The following is a 19,004-nucleotide window of genomic DNA, read 5'->3' on the forward strand; positions in this document are numbered from 1 at the left end:
AAACTTATTGAAGGATGTACCTAAAGCTTATCATACCGAAATTAATGATATTCTACTCAATGCACTGGCACTTACAATTGCATCACACAATAACAACAATAAAGTATTGGTGGGCATGGAAGGACATGGTCGTGAAGATTTAGCAGCAGATGCCGATACCAGCCGTACTGTTGGCTGGCTGACCAGTATGTTCCCTGTTTTACTCGAAGTAGAAACCGGAGCAGGCAAAGGACAGCAGCTTAAAAATATCAAAGAACAATTAAGAAAGGTACCAGGCAAAGGAATTGGCTATGGTTTACTGAAATACATCAATAAAACTGAATCCTTGCAAGGAAAAGATTCGTGGGAAGTGTTATTTAACTACCTCGGACAATCGGGGCATAACACAACTGACGGATTATATACGGTACCGCAATGGGAATTATTTGGTTCATCAGCAGGTAGTAATTTCCCGGTAGAAGGGAAACTGGCTGTGAATAGTATGATCATTGATGATGAGCTGGTCTTATACTGGAGCTATAGTAACCGTCATTTTAATGCAGAAACTATCCATAAACTGGCTGCTGATTATCTAGCCCATCTGGAAGACATTATCAAACATTGCGTTGCCAAAGGGACTGCTTCGTTTACCCCATCTGATTATGGATTGGGTGATGTGATCAGCTATAATGAACTGGATCAGTTCATGGATGATGATTATAACGGTAAACAAAGGAAATTGCAACTGGAAAGTATTTCACGTTTAAGTGGTTTGCAGGAAGGCATGCTGTTCCATAGTCTTTATGATCAGCAGGCAGGAGCATATATTCAGCAATTTACCGGTGAACTGATAGATGCAGATATACTGGCTTTTACAGAGAGCTGGCAACATCTTTTGAAACAACACAGCATTTTAAGAAGTGCATTTTATTATGATGTATTCCAGATCCCGGTTCAATGTGTCTACAAAGAGGCGCAAATCCCTGTGATTAAACTGGATTTACAGCATTTAAGTGTTCAGGAGCAGGAGCTGGCTATTCAGGAATAAAAAAAAGAAGATTTGATCAAAGGATTTGATTTTGTATCTGCTCCACTGATGCGCATTTGTCTGATTCAACTGGATAATAACCGTTATCAGTTCTGTTTAACCCATCACCATATTTTACTGGATGGCTGGTCTATGCCGGTATTGATGGAAGAACTGCTGACTAACTACGAATATCTGGTGAGCAAAAAGGCTATACCAGTTGCTACAGAAGACCGTTACGAAGATTATATCAGTTATATAGAACGTCAGGATAAAGACGAGGCGGTTGCCTACTGGCGTCATTACCTTGACGGATTGGAAGAAGCAACCTTACTTCCTTTTATCAATAACTTATCAGACCGTACCAAAGGTGACGGAAAATATAGTGAAGAAATCTTCCAGCTTGATGCTGAGTTTACAGCACGTTTAACGCGTTATGCGCAGCAAAATCGTGTGACGATCAATACCCTGATGCAGGGAATCTGGTCTTACCTGCTTTATAATTATACAGGAAGGAAAGATGTTTCCTTTGGTATTGTGGTATCGGGTCGTCCGGAGGATTTACCGGGTGTGGAAAGTGCAATTGGTATGTATATCAATACCTTACCGCTTCATGGTCAAGTTGATCTGTCACAAGATATCGCAGCAGGATTACAGAAAATACAGGAGCAGCAACTGGAAAGCAGAGCTTACCAATATACCAGCCTGAGCGAAATACAGAGACTAACTGGTATCACCGGAAACTTGTTTGATACTTTAATGGTCTATGAAAATTACCCGGTTAGCCAGGCTTTGGCCGCACAACCATGGAGTTTACAGATCAATAACCTGGATGTCGGAGAACAGCATACCAATTATCCGTTGAGTATTATTGTAATGGCCGGCAAAGAAATCGCTATCCATTTCAGTTATAATGACCTGTTAGATGAAAGCACTATCAAACTCATAGCTGGTCACTTTAAGCAGGTGCTGAGAGCCAGGTGGTTTCATCAGGAAAGCTGAATTTCGGCGATCTCAACCTGTTGACTATTGCTGAGCAAGAACAATTATTAATTGATTTCAATGCCAAAAGCATTTCACCATTACCTGATCAGACTGTTATTGCCCGTTTTGCTGAACAAGTGATGCTGCAAAATGACCGCCCGGCTATTATCACCGGAGCAGAGTCAATAAGCTACCGTGAACTCGATGAGCAATCATCCCGTCTTGCACACTGCCTTATTGAAAAAGGAGTAAAACATGGCGATTTCGTCCCTGTTTGTCAGGAAAGGTCAGCTAGTATTGTAATCTCTATGCTTGCTATTGTAAAAGCAGGAGGGGTATATGTTCCGATTGATCCGGGGTATCCGGCCGAACGTATTCAGTATATGTTAACAGATACTGGTGCGGGACTGCTGATCACTGACCAAAAAGCATTAGCAGGTTTACCGGCAGTTATTGCTGATCTGGAATTGATTAACCCTGAAAACCTGGGATTGGATTGGATTTTATCCGCCTGCAGCCCCGGTTATTTCTGTTGGTTTAGAAGATCTGGTTTATGTGATTTATACTTCAGGATCTACAGGTAAGCCTAAAGGTGTACAGAATACCCATGCCGGGCTTTCTAACCTGGTGAGCTGGCATCTGGAATGTTTCCAGCTGAACAGCGAAAGTAAAATGACCGCAACAGCGGGAATTGGTTTTGATGTTTTCGGCTGGGAAATATGGCCTGCACTGAATGTGGGTGCTGCATTGTATATGATCAGTGATGAACAAAGATTATCGCCATCAGATTTAGTCACTTATTATTTTGAGGAAGGAATTACACATAGTTTCCTTTCAACCGTCCTAATCCCTGAATTTGTAGCAGCAAGCAGAAATCGTTCATTGGCTTTACAATATTTGCTTGCCGCTGGAGATAAATTAGCAGTTATCAATCTGGATGGTTTAGGCTATCAGGTTGTGAATGCTTATGGACCTACAGAAAATAGCGTCATCACTACCAGCTATGTGCTCTCAGCTGCGGATGGAGAAACTTCTCCTCCAATTGGTATCCCGGTGAGCAATACAGAATTATATATTGTAAACGCAGAAAACAAACTATGTCCGGTTGGTGTAGCCGGAGAATTATGTATAAGTGGTATCGGTGTCTCTACAGGTTATCTGAACCGCCAGTCACTAACCAAAGAGAAATTTACGGTTAATCCATTCAGTAAGAACTGGGGAGCAAGAATGTACCGGAGCGGGGATTTGGCGCGATGGTTACCAGATGGAAATATCGAATTTCTGGGCCGTATAGATGATCAGGTTAAAATCCGTGGTTACCGTATCGAATTAGGTGAGATCGCAAATGTATTGCAGCAAAATACGGCAGTGAAACAGGCTGTAGTACTGGTTAAGACTGATGGCGGAGGCCATAAACAACTAGTAGGTTATATTGTACCAGAACATGTTTTTGAAAAAGAAAGTATCATCAGCTATCTGAAAGACAGATTGCCTGATTATATGGTTCCTGCACTCTGGGTTTCTTTAGAAAAACTGCCATTGAACAGTAATGGTAAGGTGGACAGGAAAAAGTTGCCTGAACCAGATCTGAACAGTATGCGTAGTTTGGACCTTATTGCACCGCGAAATGCAACAGAACAAATACTGGCAGAAATCTGGCAGGACTTGCTGCGTGTAGAGCAGATTGGTATCCACGATAATTTCTTTGAGCTGGGTGGTGATTCAATTATTACTATACAAGCTGTTAGCCGTGCAAAGAGGGCTGGTTTAGAATTTCAGCCTAAAGACTTATTTGTACACCAGACTATTGCCCGTTTAGCAGCACTTTTACAAGTTGCTAAAGTGCAACTGATCAAAGGAGAAGAAGGAACTTTATGTGGAAACAGCGGGATGCTGCCAATACAGGCATGGTTCTTTGAGGATGGTGCTACGGTGACTTCTCATTTCAATCAGCAGATTTTATTAAACATAGATAAAAACACAGATACAATATTACTTGCTGATGCAATTAAACAATTGGTGCAATATCATGATGCCCTGCGTTTTGTTTATCAGCAGACAGCAAATGGCTGGGAACAGCGTTATGGAGATTATGCAGGAGAATTGAAGATCACAGATCTGACGCAAACACCTGCTGATTTATTGGCCGATGCGATTACAACTGAAAGTAACCTTGCACAGCACAGTTTGAATATTGAAGAAGGTATATTGATCAGGGCTGTTTTGATGCAGACACCAGCAAATGAATCTTATAACCGTTTACTGGTTGTGGTGCATCACCTTGCAGTAGATGGCGTGTCATGGAGAGTCTTTTTAGAGGATCTGACCTTATTACTTCAATCGCCGCAACAAGAGTTAACTGCTGCTAAAAGTCATTCTTACAGACAGTGGCATGAATCGCTTGTGGCGTACAGCACCAGCCGTAGTTTGTTAGCTCAGGAAGCTTACTGGAAAACAGCTGCACAGCAGTATATTCCATTAAGAACCGAGAAAAATGATACGGGTGGAATCAGCGCTGCAGATACTGCAAGCCATGTAGTTACTTTAGATGCCAAACAAACACAGCGTTTATTACAGGAGGTTCCAAAAGCCTATCATACCGAAATCAATGATATCCTGTTAAGTGCACTGGCGCTTACTTTATCGGAGTGGAATGCGCAAGGTAAAGTATCGATTGGTTTAGAAGGTCACGGCCGTGAAGACATTGATGCAGATAGTGATACTGTTCGTACTATTGGGTGGTTTACTACGCTTTATCCAGTATTACTGGAAGTTGGGACAACAAGAGAGTCAGCTCACGTAATCAAAAATATTAAAGAACAATTGCGCCGCATCCCGGTAAAAGGTATCGGGTATGGCGTATTGAAATATATCAATAAATCCCCTTTCCTGCAAAGTAAAGACCCATGGGATGTGGTATTCAATTACCTTGGACAATGGGATAATGCTGCGGGTGGAAACGGGCATCTGTCAGCTGCTCAAGAAGATACCGGAGCTTCAGCAGGGGATGACTTCATTTTCCGCGATAAACTGGCGATCAATAGTTCGGTTCGCAATGGCGAGCTGGTTATTGATTTAGGATATAGTGCTAAACACTTTACCGCAGCAGGAATTCAGCAAATGGGTGAGTCTTATCTTTCTCATTTACAAACCCTGATTGATCATTGTGCGGCACAAATTACGGCGGTTTATACACCTTCGGATTATGGATTGGGCGACGCAGTTACTTATAAAGAACTGGATAGCTTCCTGGATGAAACTTATCTTCAAAAAACACGAAGAAACCAGGTAGAACGGATTTATCCTTTGAGCGGTTTGCAGTCTGGTATGTTATTCCATGGTCTTTATGACGGAGAAGCAGGTAATTATGTAGAGCAATTGAACTCAGGACTGAATGCTGTTGATGAAGTGATTTTCAGCAAGAGCTGGGACTGGGTTATGCAAAAACATACAATTCTGCGCAGTGCTTTCTATGCGAATACTTTTAATATCCCGGTGCAATGTGTTTATAAAGAGGTAGCCATGCCGTTAACGGTTTTTGACTATCGTCATATGGATGCTTCGGCACAAGAAACAGCGATTAAGGAATATGCTGCTGCCGATCGTTTAGGAGGTTTTGATTTTACAACAGCTCCGCTGATGCGTGTTTGTCTGTCAAAACTGGACGATAACCGTACGCATCTGCTTTGGACGTTCCACCATATTTTACTGGATGGTTGGTCTATGCCGATTTTATTACAGGAATTGCTGGAAGTATATGAAGCTTTGGCAACCGGACAGGCAACACCTGCATTGACCGAAGACCGTTATGAAGATTATATCCGTTATATCCAGCAGCATGATAATGGAAAGGCAGAAGCGCACTGGAAAAAATACTTACAGCACATTACAGAAGGCAGTTTACTTCCTTTTGTAAGCACTACGGCCGACCGTACCAAAGGAATCGGGGGTTCCAGTTTAAAACAACTGGTTGTCAATGCTGAAACAACGTCGTCGCTGTTAGCTGCTTATGTACAACGCAATCACATTACTTTAAATACCTTAATGCAAGGTGTATGGGCATATTTATTGTCACAGTATACAGGTCGTAACGAAGTTGCTTATGGCGTAACTGTATCAGGCCGTCCGGAAGGATTACCAGGAATAGAACATGCCGTAGGTATGTATATCAATACATTATTATTAACGGCTACGGTAACTGAATCCCCATTGGCAGACTGGTTACAGTCTATACAGCTGGATCAGCTGGACAACCGCGAATATCAGTTCACGCCATTAAACGAGGTGAAACGCTGGGCTGGTGCAGAAGGAGAATTGTTTGATACCTTATTGGTTTTTGAAAATTATCCTGTGAGTGAAGTGCTGACTGCACGTACCTGGAAACTACAATTGGATGATGCTGAAATTACTTCACAAACCAATTATCCTTTATGGCTGGTTATTATGACCGGAGCAGAGATTACAATCCGTTTTGAATACAATACCGGGTTACTGAATGAAAAAAAAACAGGTAAATATGATTGCTGGTCATTTCGATCAGGTCTTATTGCAACTGGCGAATCAGGATGTTGTTACACCAGGAGATCTTGTTTTACTAACGGATAATGAACGTGATGAACTGGCTTTATTTAACAGTAAGACCGTTCCTTATGCTGAGGAAGAAACCTTTGTCAGCTTATTTGCTGCGCAGGTTATCCGTACGCCGGGTGCAACTGCACTGGTTTATGAAAATGATTCAGTTACTTATCAGGAGCTTGATGGACGCACTAATCAGCTGGCTCACTATCTGCAAAGCAAAGGGATAGGAGCAGGATCGTTTGTGCCTTTATGTATTGAGCGTTCTCTGGATATGATTATCGGGCTTATCGGAATCTTAAAAGCAGGTGCTGCTTATGTCCCAGTTGATCCTGATTTTCCGCAAGACAGAATTAACCATATGCTAGCCGATACAGCTGCAAAGATGATCGTAACCAGCAGTACTTGTCTGAATTTGCTGTAGAAAGCAGTGCTGAGGCAATTACACTGGATACAACCAGCTTAGCAGATTATCCGCTTACAGCGATAAACGTAGTAGTTGAAGCTTCCAGCCCGGTATATGTAATTTATACTTCTGGTAGTACAGGTAAATCAAAAGGAGTTATCCTGACGCACCGGAACCTTGCAGATTATTTAGCAGGTTTACAGGATGCGCTTCCGATAGCAGAGTGTCTTTCATTCGGTCTGATGTCCAGTATTGCTACCGATTTGGGAAATACAGTATTGTTCACCGCTTTCTTAAATGGCGGAGCTTTACACGTCTTCTCTAAAGCTGCGATTACTGATCCATATCAGCTGAAAGCTTATCTTTCTGAACATCCGATAGACTGTATCAAAATTGTTCCATCACATTGGAAAGCACTCGCCATGCCTGATTTCCTGTTGTTGCCTGAAAAACTGCTCATTTTCGGAGGAGAGGCGCTTTCAGCAGAATTGATCAATAAAATCAGGGATTATGGAAAGTAATTGTACGGTCGTTAACCATTACGGGCCTACAGAAACTACCATTGGTAAATTATTACATATCGTGAAAGACGGTTATCCATACCAGGAAAACATCCCGGTGGGTAAACCGTTCTCTAATACAACAGTATATGTGGTGAATGCCAGCGGACAATTATGTCCGGTAGGTGTTCCGGGAGAATTACTCATTGGAGGAGATGGTGTTGCTGCCGGATATCTGAACAATACGGAGTTATCTGCAGAGAAGTTCATCAATGATCCATTCTCTGATACGAGTGGTATCCGTTTCTATCGTACTGGAGATACGGTGAAGTATTTAGCTGATGGTAATATCCTGTTTATCGGGCGTGTTGATGATCAGGTTAAAATCAGAGGTTACCGGATAGAACTGGGAGAGATAGAAAGTGCACTGGCCGGATGTATAGAACATGTTCATCAGGCGGTTGTACTGGCAAGACCTGACGATGCAGGCAATAAGCGTTTGGTAGGTTATATCGTTCCTAAAGGTGATTATAACAAAGATGCAATTGTCGCTTATCTGAAAAACAGGTTACCGGATTATATGATTCCACTACTTTTTGTGGAACTGAAAAAAATTCCGCTAACGGCTAACGGAAAGGTTGATAAACGCGGTTTACCAGAGCCTGATGTTAATTCATTATTGACCAATGATTATGTAGCACCGCGTAACGAAACAGAAAATACACTGATTGCGATCTGGCAGGAAGTATTACGTCTGGATAAAATAGGTGTACACGATAACTTCTTTGAACTGGGGGGAGATTCAATTATTACCATTCAGGTAGTAAGCAGAAGCAGGAGAAGCGGTTACGTGTTGTCACCTAAAGATATATTTACCTGTCAGACCGTTGCCCGTTTATCGGCGCAGCTGGCTGTACAGGAAAGCAATAAAGTAAATGCAGAACAGGAAACCCTTTCAGGAACCAGCGGACTGCTGCCCATTCAGCAAAAATTCCTGAATGGCGTTAATCCTGTCAATCATTCATTCTATAACCATCATATTACCTATGCAGTAAATAAAGACGTTGCGATTGAGGCGTTAACAGGAGCAGTCGCTGATCTTGCAGGTTACCATGATGCGATTCGTTTTGCCTATCAGCAGACAGCAGCAGGGTGGGAGCAGGTTTATACTGATCAGGCTGCGGTACTTGACATTGTTGACCTGCAAAAATATGATGAAGAACAATTCAGTCTGGCCCTGGCAGAGCACGCAGCAAGTTATCAGGAAAGCCTTGATCTTGAAAAAGGTATTTTATTCCGTGCGGTGTTATTTTTATCGCCAATGGCAGAACATCAGTTACTGTTTATTATCCATCACCTTGCAGTAGACGGGGTTTCATGGCGTATTCTTTCAGATGACCTTGAATTGCTGTTACAGCATCCGGGACAGCCGGCAGCTACGGTATTAGGGCCTAAAACAAGTTCTTACCGTCAATGGTATACAGCTTTGGCAGCTTATGGCAATAGCCGTGGTTTACAGCGTCAGCAGGATTACTGGGAACAGACTGTCAACGCTTATGTGCCTTTAAAGACTGATCATAAACAGGAAGAACCCGTTCGCATTTCGGATATGGATACCGCGATGGTTCAGCTGGACAGTTTAGCTACCGGCAAACTGCTGCATGAAGTCTCTTCGGTTTACCATACCGAAATCAATGATCTGCTGTTAAGTGCGCTGGCACTTACTTTAGCTGACTGGAACAAAACTTCGAAAGTTTCTATAGGTCTGGAAGGTCATGGGCGTGAAGAAATTACAGAAGAAATTGATACCAGTCGTACTGTGGGTTGGTTTACGACAATTTACCCGGTATTACTGGAAACTGGAAATGAGTATGGTCAGTTAATTAAACAGGTAAAAGAAACATTAAGACAAATTCCTGATAAAGGATTGGGCTATGGTGTATTGAAATATATCAATCAGCATCAACCTTTACAGGCTAATGATCCATGGGATGTGCAATTCAATTACCTGGGGCAAGGTGGTGCGGGTAAGCTTAGAGGGAAGCTTGCGCATCCGAAATGGGAAACATTTGGTTCGGCAATAGGTGATCAGACTCCTGTTTCGCAGCCGCTTTCTGTGTTAGGGATCATTCAGGATGATAAACTAGCGTTATACTGGAGTTACAGCAATAAACATTTCAACAGCGAAAGCGTAGAGGAAATGGCTGCGGCTTATCTGAAAAACCTGGAATCACTGATCAATCATTGCACTGCACAGCAACAAACAAATCATTATACCCCTGCTGATTTTGGATTAGCAGGATCGGTGAGTATTGAAGAATTAGACCAGTTCCTGGATCTGGATTTCGAAGGCAAGCCTCGCAGAACGCAAATAGAAAGTATTTATAGATTAAGTGGTTTACAGGAAGGAATGCTGTTCCACGGCATATTTGACGAGCAGACCAGCTCTTCATATGTAGAGCAGTTTTCAGGAGAGTTAACCGATCTGGATACAGATGCTTTCCTGCAAAGCTGGAATTATTTACTGAAACAGCATGCTATACTCAGAAGTGGTTTCTATGCCAATACTTTTGCAATCCCTGTTCAATGTGTTTACAGGGAAATTGAAATGCCGGTTACGCTGGTTGATTACAGCGATAAGACCGCTAAACAGCAACAGAAGGCAATCAGAGACTATGAAAAAGCCGATCTGAAACAAGGATTTGACTTTACCAGTGCTCCGCTGATGCGCATCTTCCTGATGAAGCTGAGCGAAACTAAATATCAACTTTGCTGGACGTATCACCACATTTTAGTGGATGGATGGTCGATGTCGGTATTGATGGGAGAATTGTTGAAAGCCTATGAATTACTATTAGCAGGTAAACAATTGCCTTTACCAAGAGCTGACCGTTATGAAGACTATATCCGTTATATCGAAAGTCGTGATGCAGATAAAGGAGAAGATTACTGGCGCAATTATTTAGCGAATGTGAGTGAAGGTACTTTGCTGCCATTTATCAGTGCAAATACAGATCGTAATAAAGGAGGAATAGGCGCATACAGTACGCATCATCTGGTGCTGGATACTGAAACGACTTCCCGTTTATCGGGCTATGCACAGCGTCACCGGATCACAATGAATACGTTGGTACAAGGTGTCTGGGCTTATCTTTTATACAGATATACCGGCCGTACTGAAGTAACTTACGGGGTAACTGTATCAGGAAGACCGGACAATTTACCGGGTGTAGAACATGCAGTAGGGATGTATATCAATACGTTGCCGTTCCATGCCCGTATGGATGAATTACAGGCTGTGACCGCATGGCTGCAAACCATCCAGGGAGAGCAGCTGGAAAGTCGTGAATATCAGCATATGGCACTGAATGAAATTCAGCGCAGGGCAGGTATTCCGGGAGATCTTTTTGATAGTTTACTGGTTTACGAAAATTATCCAAGCAACCCGGTTACTGATCAGTCGCTAAGTTTACAGGTTGATCATGGAAGAAAAGAAGAACATACAAATTACCCGCTTAGTGTAGCTGTAATGGTTGCAGAAGAAATCACGGTGTATTTCAGTTATAATACGACATTGCTCGCTGAGGAGTATATGAAGGTGATTTCCGGGCATTTTGAACAAGCTATAACGGGTATGACCAGTGCGGATAACCTCCTGCTGAAAGACATCGAAATACTTTCTGCGGGTGAAAAACAGCAATTGATCCATACTTTCAACGATACTGCTGTAGCTTTCCCTGAAACCAATACCATTATCGATCAGTTCAATGCACAGGTAGCGCGTACACCAAATGCTCCTGCATTCATTACCGATCAGGTTACGATGACTTATCAGGAGCTGGATCAGCAGGCAGGCCGTCTGGCAAATTACCTGCGTGACCAGGGGGTTGGAGCAGAAACACTGGTTCCATTATGTCTGGAAAGATCTCCGGAAATGGTCATCAGTATTATGGCAATCCTCAAAGCAGGTGCAGCTTATGTACCGATTGATCCTGATTATCCACAAGACAGAATCCGTTTATGCTTGAAGATACTACTGTGCTGCTGTCATGATCAGCAGCAGTCAGGTTGCAGGTTCATTACCGGCAGAAGGGCTTCAGGTAATTCAGCCGGATGCAGAATGGGAACAGATCAATAAATATGACACGGTTATTAATATTCCATTAAATGCAGATAACCTGGCTTATGTGATTTATACTTCCGGTTCTACAGGTAAACCAAAAGGTGTGCTGATAGCACATAAAGGTGTGGTTAGTTTGGCTTTAAGTCAGAAAGATACGCTATGTCTAACTGAAGGAACCAGGTGTTTGCAGTTCGCTTCTTTTGGTTTTGATGCCTCCTGCTATGAAGTATTTAATACCCTGCTGAGCGGAGGAATCCTGATTTTACCACAAAAAGAAGACTTGCTTTCTGAGGATAGTTTTGGTGCTTTTGTTCAAAGACATGGCGTAGAGGTGGTTCTTTTACCGCCATCTTATCAGCATATTGTTAAAGACGTTTTAGGGCCAATTACTACGATCATATCGAGGGGAGGGGAAGCATTAAACAGGGAAGATGTACGTTATATTAGTGCGACGGGGGTACGCGTGCTTAATGCTTACGGCCCTACAGAAAACACGGTAGTGACTACGCTGACCGATCAGCCAATACGGGAAGATAATGTAGTGGTGATCGGTAAACCGATAGCCAATGTACAGACTTATATCAGGTCTGAAAACGGACAATTATGTCCGGTAGGTGTTGCCGGTGAACTCTGCGTGGGTGGTATTGGTGTTGCCCGTGGTTATCTGAACCGTCCGGAACTTACAGCCGAAAAATTCATTGCAGATCCTTATTCAGCTGAGCCTGGTGCGCGTTTATACCGTACAGGTGACCTTGCGCGCTTCCTGCCGGATGGTAATATCGAATATCTGGGACGTATTGATGACCAGGTAAAAGTTAGAGGATTCCGTATTGAACTGGGTGAAATTGAATCCGTACTGCAATTGTGCAGTTTGGTTAATGCAGCGGTTGTTGCCGTTAAGCCTGACCTGAATGGAAACAGCAGACTAATTGGTTATATTATTCCTGAGGGTGATTTTGACAAGGAAGCTATTATCGCTTACCTGAAAGAACAGCTGCCGGAATATATGGTGCCTGCTATCTTGTTGCCAATAGCAAAAATACCTTTAACTCCTAACGGGAAGGTCGATAGAAAAGCCCTTCCACAGCCGGATAATAATGCTTTAACAACGGGTAATTATGTCGCTCCGCGAAATACACTGGAAGAAAAACTTGCCTTCATCTGGCAGGATTTACTTTCTGTATCAAAAGTTGGGATATATGATGACTTTTTTGAGCTTGGCGGTCATTCACTGCTTGCTATGCGTGTTATTTCAGCATTGCGTAAGACATTACAGGCCGAGATCACGGTTAAAACCCTGTTTACACATAAAACAATAGCAGAATTAGCTGTCTATATCAGCGGGCAGGCTCCGCATACAGTCAGAACGGCTATTGAGAAAAAAACAAGACCTGAAAATATTCCGCTTTTCTTTTAATCAGGAGAGACTCTGGTTTATCGATCAGTTAGAAGGAAGTATTCATTATCATATTCCGGCTGCACTGAGATTGAAAGGGCAGCTCAACAAGGTAGCTCTGGAACAGGCTATCCGTCAGCTGATCAATCGTCATGAGGTATTGCGTACCGTGATGCTGGAAGAAGATGGGAAAGCCCGTCAGCATGTGCTTGCAGAGTATTTATGGCATTTACAGGTAACAGATCTTACGCATCAGCAACAGGATTCGCTGCATGATGATATCCGTGAACTGGTGATGAAACCATTTAACCTGGCTACAGATCATATGCTTCGTGCAAATCTGATCTTGCTGGATACAGAGGTTTCTGTATTGGTATTGACCATGCACCACATTGCTGCTGATGGCTGGTCAGTGAGTATCCTCGTTAACGAGCTTGCAGCCTGTTATGAAGCCTTTACGTCTGGTAAATTGCTTGAATTACCTGAACTGGCTATCCAGTATGCAGATTTTGCGATCTGGCAAAGAGAGCAGATGACCCCGGTAATACTGGATCAGCAGCTGACTTACTGGAAAAAACAATTGAGTGGTACAGAACCTCTTCAATTGCCGGCAGATTTTCAACGCCCGGCACTGCAGAGTAAAAATGCCGCCCGGTATGCTTTTGTGATTAAACCTGAAATACTGGAGCAGCTTCATTTGCTTTCACGTCAGCAGGATGCCACGTTATTTATGACTTTGCTGGCTGTTTTCAAAGTATTGCTGTCGCGTTACAGCGGACAAGAAGATATTTGTGTAGGTACTTCTATTGCGGGCAGGGTACAGCAGGAAACTGAAAACCTGATTGGATTCTTCGTGAATACGCTGGCTCTTCGCAGTCATACGGATATGAATGTTTCTTTCAAAACATTTATTCAGCAGGTCAGGGAAACTACATTGGATGCTTATGAAAATCAGGAGCTGCCATTTGAAAAAGTAGTGGAAGCAGTCGTGAAAGAAAGAGATCTGAGCCGTACGCCTTTATTCCAGGTGATGTTTGAATTGCATAACACGCCTGAAATGCCTGAATTGATTTTGGGAGAGGTCATCGTTGCGCAAGAAGACATTGATGCAGTTACTGCTCAGTTTGATATGACTGTAAATATGCTGGAAAGCAATGGGGAGTTAAATGGGTATATCACTTATTGTACTGATCTGTATAGCGAAGCTACGATTGAACGCTTAAGTGTACACTTCGAAACTTTACTGAATGCAGTTATTGCCTCTCCAGATAGTCTTTTAGGACAGTTTTCTATGCTGACGCTTGCAGAAGAGCAGCAATTGCTGAATGTGTTTAATGATACGGAAACGGTTTATCCGCATGAGCAAACAGCAATTGGTATTTTTGAAGCACAGGTTTTAAGGTATCCTTCATCACCGGCATTGGTTTTTGAAAACCAGATTTATACTTATCAGGAATTAGATGAACGTTCTAACCAGCTTGCAGGCTATCTGCGCAGCAAAGGGGTTGTAACTGACGTCTTAGTGCCGGTTTGTTTAGAACGTTCGGCAGAAATGGCCGTAGCGATTCTGGGGGTTCTGAAAGCAGGAGGTGCTTATGTTCCGGTTGATCCGGGATATCCGGAAGAAAGGATCAGCTTCATGCTCGAAGATACGAATGCTTCGGTTGTGGTGACTACGAGTGATTTGAAAACAAGTATCGGAGCTTTTGCTTCAATAGATGCAATTTTACTGGATACTGATGTGGAGGAGATTAACAAATGGGCAATTACCCCACCATTGAATCCTGCCGCACCTGGAGATCTGGCTTATGTGATTTATACTTCTGGTTCTACCGGAAAACCGAAAGGAGTAATGGTAGAACATGCAGGTATGCTGAATCACCTGTATGCTAAAATCAATGATTTACAATTAACAGCAGAAACAGTAGTTGCTTTTACTGCTTCTTATACATTTGATATTTCAGTATGGCAGCTGTTCTCCGCTTTGCTTTGCGGAGGTAAAACCGTGATCTATTCTTCAGAAAGAATCCTGGAACCAGCGATGCTGATTGATGCAGTAGAAACAGATGGAATTACCATTTTAGAGTTAGTTCCTTCTTATTTGAATGCTGTATTACAGGAGAATACCTTAGCTCACCTAAACCAATTGTCTTACTTGTTGGTGACAGGTGAAGCGGTAAGCCAGCCTTTACTGGCACAATGGTTTGCGCATCCGCACTATGGCCGTATCCCGGTTGTCAACGCTTACGGACCTACCGAAGCATCAGATGATATCTGTCATCACATCATGTATGAAACGCCTTCAAGAATCAGTGTTCCTGTGGGTAAACCGGTGCAGAATATGCGCATTTATGTGTTGTCTGCCGGTGACCAGCTTTGCCCTGTGGGTGTACCTGGCGAGATCTGTGTATCAGGAATCGGGGTGTCCAGAGGTTATCTGAACAGACCTGATCTGACTGCTTCGCGTTTTGTGGATACCCCATTTGAATCAAGCGGTAAGATGTACCGCACCGGAGATTTGGGCCGCTGGTTACCTGATGGAACGGTTGAATATCTTGGCCGTATCGATGACCAGGTTAAAATCCGTGGTTTCCGTATCGAGCTTGGAGAGATTGAAAACGTGTTACAGCAGAACGATGCGATCGTGCAGGCTGCGGTAATTGTGAAAACTGACGAGAGTGGAAACAAACGTTTGGTTGCCTATGTGGTAGCCGAAGGTGTTTTTGACCGGGAAGCAACAGTGAGCTGGCTTAAAAATCATTTACCGGAGTATATGGTTCCTGGTCTTTTTGTCGCGCTTGATGAGTTGCCGTTAACAGGTAATGGAAAAATAGACCGTAAAGGTTTACCTGATCCTGATATGGGTTCTTTACAGACCGGTACTTATACCGCTCCGCGTAACGAACAGGAAATTGTTCTGGCTGGAATCTGGCAAGACCTCCTGCATATTCCGAAAGTCGGGATCTATGATAACTTCTTTGAACTGGGCGGAGACTCGATTATTACGATTCAGGTAGTGAGCCGTGTACGTCGTGCCGGTTTCAGTCTGCATCCGCGTGATTTGTTTATTCATCAGACCATAGCTGGTTTATCTGCCTGTATGGCAGCAGAAGCGGCAAGTGCTTCATCCGGTGAACAGGGGCTGCTGGAAGGGGAGAGTGGTTTGTTACCAATTCAACAACATTATTTTGAATCCGGAAGCAAGGAGCTTTCTCATTATAACCAGAGCGTATTCCTGAGTATTGATAAAAGCATCACTTCATCCAGGTTAAATGAAATCATCGGTCAGCTGGTCGCTGCACATGATGCCCTGCGGTTCACCTATGAGTACACAGGAGAGGGTTGGAGACAGGTTTATGGTATGTCGGCCGGATCGCTTGAGATAAACGATCTGAGAAGCTTAAAATCGTCAGAACTGGCACAAACTATTGCCGCACATAATGACAGGTACCAGGCAAGTCTGGATATCCTGAAAGGGACACTTTTACGTGCCGTGCTCATCCTGACTCCGGATACCACACCACAAAACCGCTTATTGCTCGTGGTTCACCATCTTGCGGTAGATGGCGTCTCGTGGCGTATCCTGCTCGAAGACTTTGAGCAGTTGCTGACACAAAAAGCACTGCCACAATTTAAGACTGCTTCTTACCGTCAATGGCACCAGGCACTATTGAATTACAGCACGAAAAAAAACAGCGTGCAGCAACAGCGCGGATACTGGGAAAATGTGGTGGCATCGGCTAAGCCAATGCGTACGGTTCATACATGGCCGGGAACGATTACCGGTGCGGAAATAAAGCAGCATACCACGAAACTGGATGCCTTGCATACCCGCCAGTTATTGCAGGATGTACCCCGTGCATACCATACGGTAATCAATGATTTATTACTAACTGCACTAGCACAAACTTTAGCCTCATGGAATAAACATTCCACTATAGTGGTTGGTTTAGAAGGGCATGGCAGGGAAGACTTTATTCGGGTGTTGACATCAGCCGTACCGTTGGCTGTTCACCAGTTTATACCCCGTGATGCTGTCTGTTGTTCCGGGTGCAGATGCTGGTTTACAGCTGAAACATGTTAAAGAACAACTTCGCTTAGTTCCTGATAAGGGTCTGGGTTATGGAGTTTTAAAATATATAGATAAGGTTTATGCCTTGCAGGGAACCGATCCATGGGAAGTTGAGTTCAACTACCTCGGACAAATGGATAATATGGTTAAAGATGAGGACAGTTCACTGCTGTCAGGTGCTTCTGAATCTTCGGGTAAAGCCATGTCGGACAGTCATCCTGTCAGGGAGCTGTTGTCGGTAAACAGTGTGGTACAGGATGGAGAATTGCAGGTGAAATGGAGTTTTAGCAGCCGTCATTTTACGCCGGATGCCATCGCAGAAATGTCATCAGCCTACCTGGAGAATCTGGAAAATCTGATTGCACATTGTATCACCGTAGAGACTCCGGTATTCACTCCGTCAGACTATAATCTGGGTGAAGAAATCACTAACGAAGAGCTGGATGAATTCCTGGATGCAGACCATCATGGCGCACCGCGGAAATTGCAATTGGAAAGTATGTCGCGTCTGAGCGGTTTACAGGAAGGAATGCTTTTCCATAGTCTGTATGATGATCATGCAGGTGCCTATATTGAGCAGTTTACGACAGTCATGACAAATGTTGACCCAGAAATTTTTGCTAAAAGCTGGGATCAGCTGCTGCGTAACCACAGTATTCTGCGTAGCGCATTCTATTACGATGAATTTAAAATACCAGTACAATGTGTTTACCGTGATGTGAAAATACCAATGAATGTGGTGGATTGCAGCGGAATGAGCAAAGAAGAACAGGAGCAGTTTATTCATAATTATGAACAGGCTGACCGTTTAAATTCCTTTGATCTGACAGCTGCACCACTGATGCGTATTTACCTGATCCGTTTAGAAGAGAACCGTTACAGGTTATTCTGGACTTATCATCACGTGCTGCTGGATGGCTGGTCGCTTGCCGTATTGATGATAGAGCTGGTTCGGGTTTATGAGCAACTGATTACCGGAAAAACAGCCTTGTCAGTCTCTGAAGACCGTTATGAAGATTATATCCGGTATGTCGAACGTCAGGATAAGGAAGAAGCAACAGCCTACTGGAAGAAATATCTGAATGGTCTGGATGAGCCTGGCTTACTGCCTTTCATCAGTGTGACCGCAGACCGTACCAAAGGAATTGGGTTGTATAAAAATGAAAAGCTGCACTTTGACCGTGAAGCGACTGCCGAAATTACCCGTTATGTACAGCGTAACCATATTACCGTGAATACGTTAATGCAAGGGGTATGGGCTTACTTGTTATCCCGTTATACCGGAAATAAAGATGTGGTGTATGGGGTGATCGTTTCAGGCCGCCCTGATGATCTGGCTGGAGTAGAACAGCGGGTAGGTATGTATATCAATACTTTGCCGTTACGTGCTTCTACAGAAACCTTACAATCTGTTTCAGGCTGGTTACAAGAGATACAGGCCGATCAGATCAGCAGTCGTAACTATCAGTATACCACGTTAAATGATATCCGCAGATGGTCTGCGGTATCAGGAGAGTTATTTGATACTTTGCTGGTATTTGAGAATTATCCCGTAGATAAAGCACTGTCTTCAGAATCATGGAAGCTTGAAACAGAAGATGTGAGCATGAATGAACAGGGCAATTATCCGCTTGGTTTGATCATAGGAAGTGGTGAAGTAACCAACATTACTTTTAATTACAACAGTACGCTGCTGGATACAACCTATGCAGCAGCTATTGCCGGACATTTTAAAACGGCATTACTATACATTATTGCGCAAGAAAATGCCACGTTAAACGACGTTGAAATACTTTCAGAGGCCGAAAAATCTAAGTTGTTGAAAGGTTCGTCCGGTAATTCATTTGCTTATCCTTCGGATAAAACACTGACTGATATTTTTGAAGAACAGGTAATCAAATTGCCTTCGGCAACTGCGGTAATTTTTTGAAGATAGAAAGCT

The 19,004-nt window shown here is 43.2% G+C and carries 8 protein-coding genes and 1 pseudogene; all 9 read left to right on the forward strand.

Annotation, left to right across the window (positions count from 1 at the left end; genetic code table 11):
* Window positions 1-4 precede the first annotated feature (4 nt).
* Window positions 5-2,008, forward strand: a pseudogene (locus ACWYN3_RS03470) (condensation domain-containing protein); the annotation flags it as partial.
* Window positions 1,987-2,574, forward strand: a complete 588-nt coding sequence (locus tag ACWYN3_RS03475; RefSeq protein ID WP_456219876.1) for an AMP-binding protein — start codon at window positions 1,987-1,989, stop codon at window positions 2,572-2,574. The pseudogene ACWYN3_RS03470 and the gene ACWYN3_RS03475, both read left to right, overlap by 22 nt.
* A complete protein-coding gene (locus tag ACWYN3_RS03480; protein WP_456219877.1) occupies window positions 2,546-6,595 on the forward strand; it encodes a condensation domain-containing protein in 4,050 nt (1,349 codons plus the stop codon). Before ACWYN3_RS03475 ends, ACWYN3_RS03480 begins: the two co-directional genes overlap by 29 nt.
* On the forward strand, window positions 6,507-6,989 hold the full coding sequence (locus tag ACWYN3_RS03485) for an AMP-binding protein (RefSeq protein ID WP_456219878.1): 483 nt from the start codon (window positions 6,507-6,509) through the stop codon (window positions 6,987-6,989). The genes ACWYN3_RS03480 and ACWYN3_RS03485 overlap by 89 nt, the downstream gene beginning before the upstream one ends.
* On the forward strand, window positions 6,971-7,492 hold the full coding sequence (locus ACWYN3_RS03490) for an AMP-binding protein (protein WP_456219879.1): 522 nt from the start codon (window positions 6,971-6,973) through the stop codon (window positions 7,490-7,492). The genes ACWYN3_RS03485 and ACWYN3_RS03490 overlap by 19 nt, the downstream gene beginning before the upstream one ends.
* Entirely contained in the window at window positions 7,482-11,609 is a 4,128-nt protein-coding gene (locus ACWYN3_RS03495; RefSeq protein ID WP_456219880.1) for a condensation domain-containing protein, read from the forward strand. Before ACWYN3_RS03490 ends, ACWYN3_RS03495 begins: the two co-directional genes overlap by 11 nt.
* Window positions 11,521-13,011: a non-ribosomal peptide synthetase gene (locus ACWYN3_RS03500; protein ID WP_456219881.1), complete on the forward strand. Its 1,491-nt coding sequence runs from the start codon at window positions 11,521-11,523 to the stop codon at window positions 13,009-13,011. Before ACWYN3_RS03495 ends, ACWYN3_RS03500 begins: the two co-directional genes overlap by 89 nt.
* Window positions 12,968-17,074 carry an amino acid adenylation domain-containing protein gene (locus ACWYN3_RS03505; RefSeq protein ID WP_456219882.1) on the forward strand — a complete coding sequence of 1,369 codons (4,107 nt, stop codon included), beginning with the start codon at window positions 12,968-12,970 and terminating at the stop codon, window positions 17,072-17,074. The genes ACWYN3_RS03500 and ACWYN3_RS03505 overlap by 44 nt, the downstream gene beginning before the upstream one ends.
* Window positions 17,022-18,992, forward strand: a complete 1,971-nt coding sequence (locus tag ACWYN3_RS03510) for a condensation domain-containing protein (protein ID WP_456219883.1) — start codon at window positions 17,022-17,024, stop codon at window positions 18,990-18,992. The genes ACWYN3_RS03505 and ACWYN3_RS03510 overlap by 53 nt, the downstream gene beginning before the upstream one ends.
* Window positions 18,993-19,004: the final 12 nt, after the last annotated feature.

This window comes from Pedobacter sp. NJ-S-72, from assembly GCF_053890575.1.

Bases quoted from the DNA above. Each gene is read 5' to 3' on its own strand.
- ACWYN3_RS03485 (WP_456219878.1), top strand. From the start codon at position 6,507: ATGATTGCTGGTCATTTCGATCAGGTCTTATTGCAACTGGCGAATCAG.
- ACWYN3_RS03495 (WP_456219880.1), top strand. From the start codon at position 7,482: ATGGAAAGTAATTGTACGGTCGTTAACCATTACGGGCCTACAGAAACT.
- ACWYN3_RS03500 (WP_456219881.1), top strand. From the start codon at position 11,521: ATGATCAGCAGCAGTCAGGTTGCAGGTTCATTACCGGCAGAAGGGCTT.
- ACWYN3_RS03510 (WP_456219883.1), top strand. From the start codon at position 17,022: ATGCTGTCTGTTGTTCCGGGTGCAGATGCTGGTTTACAGCTGAAACAT.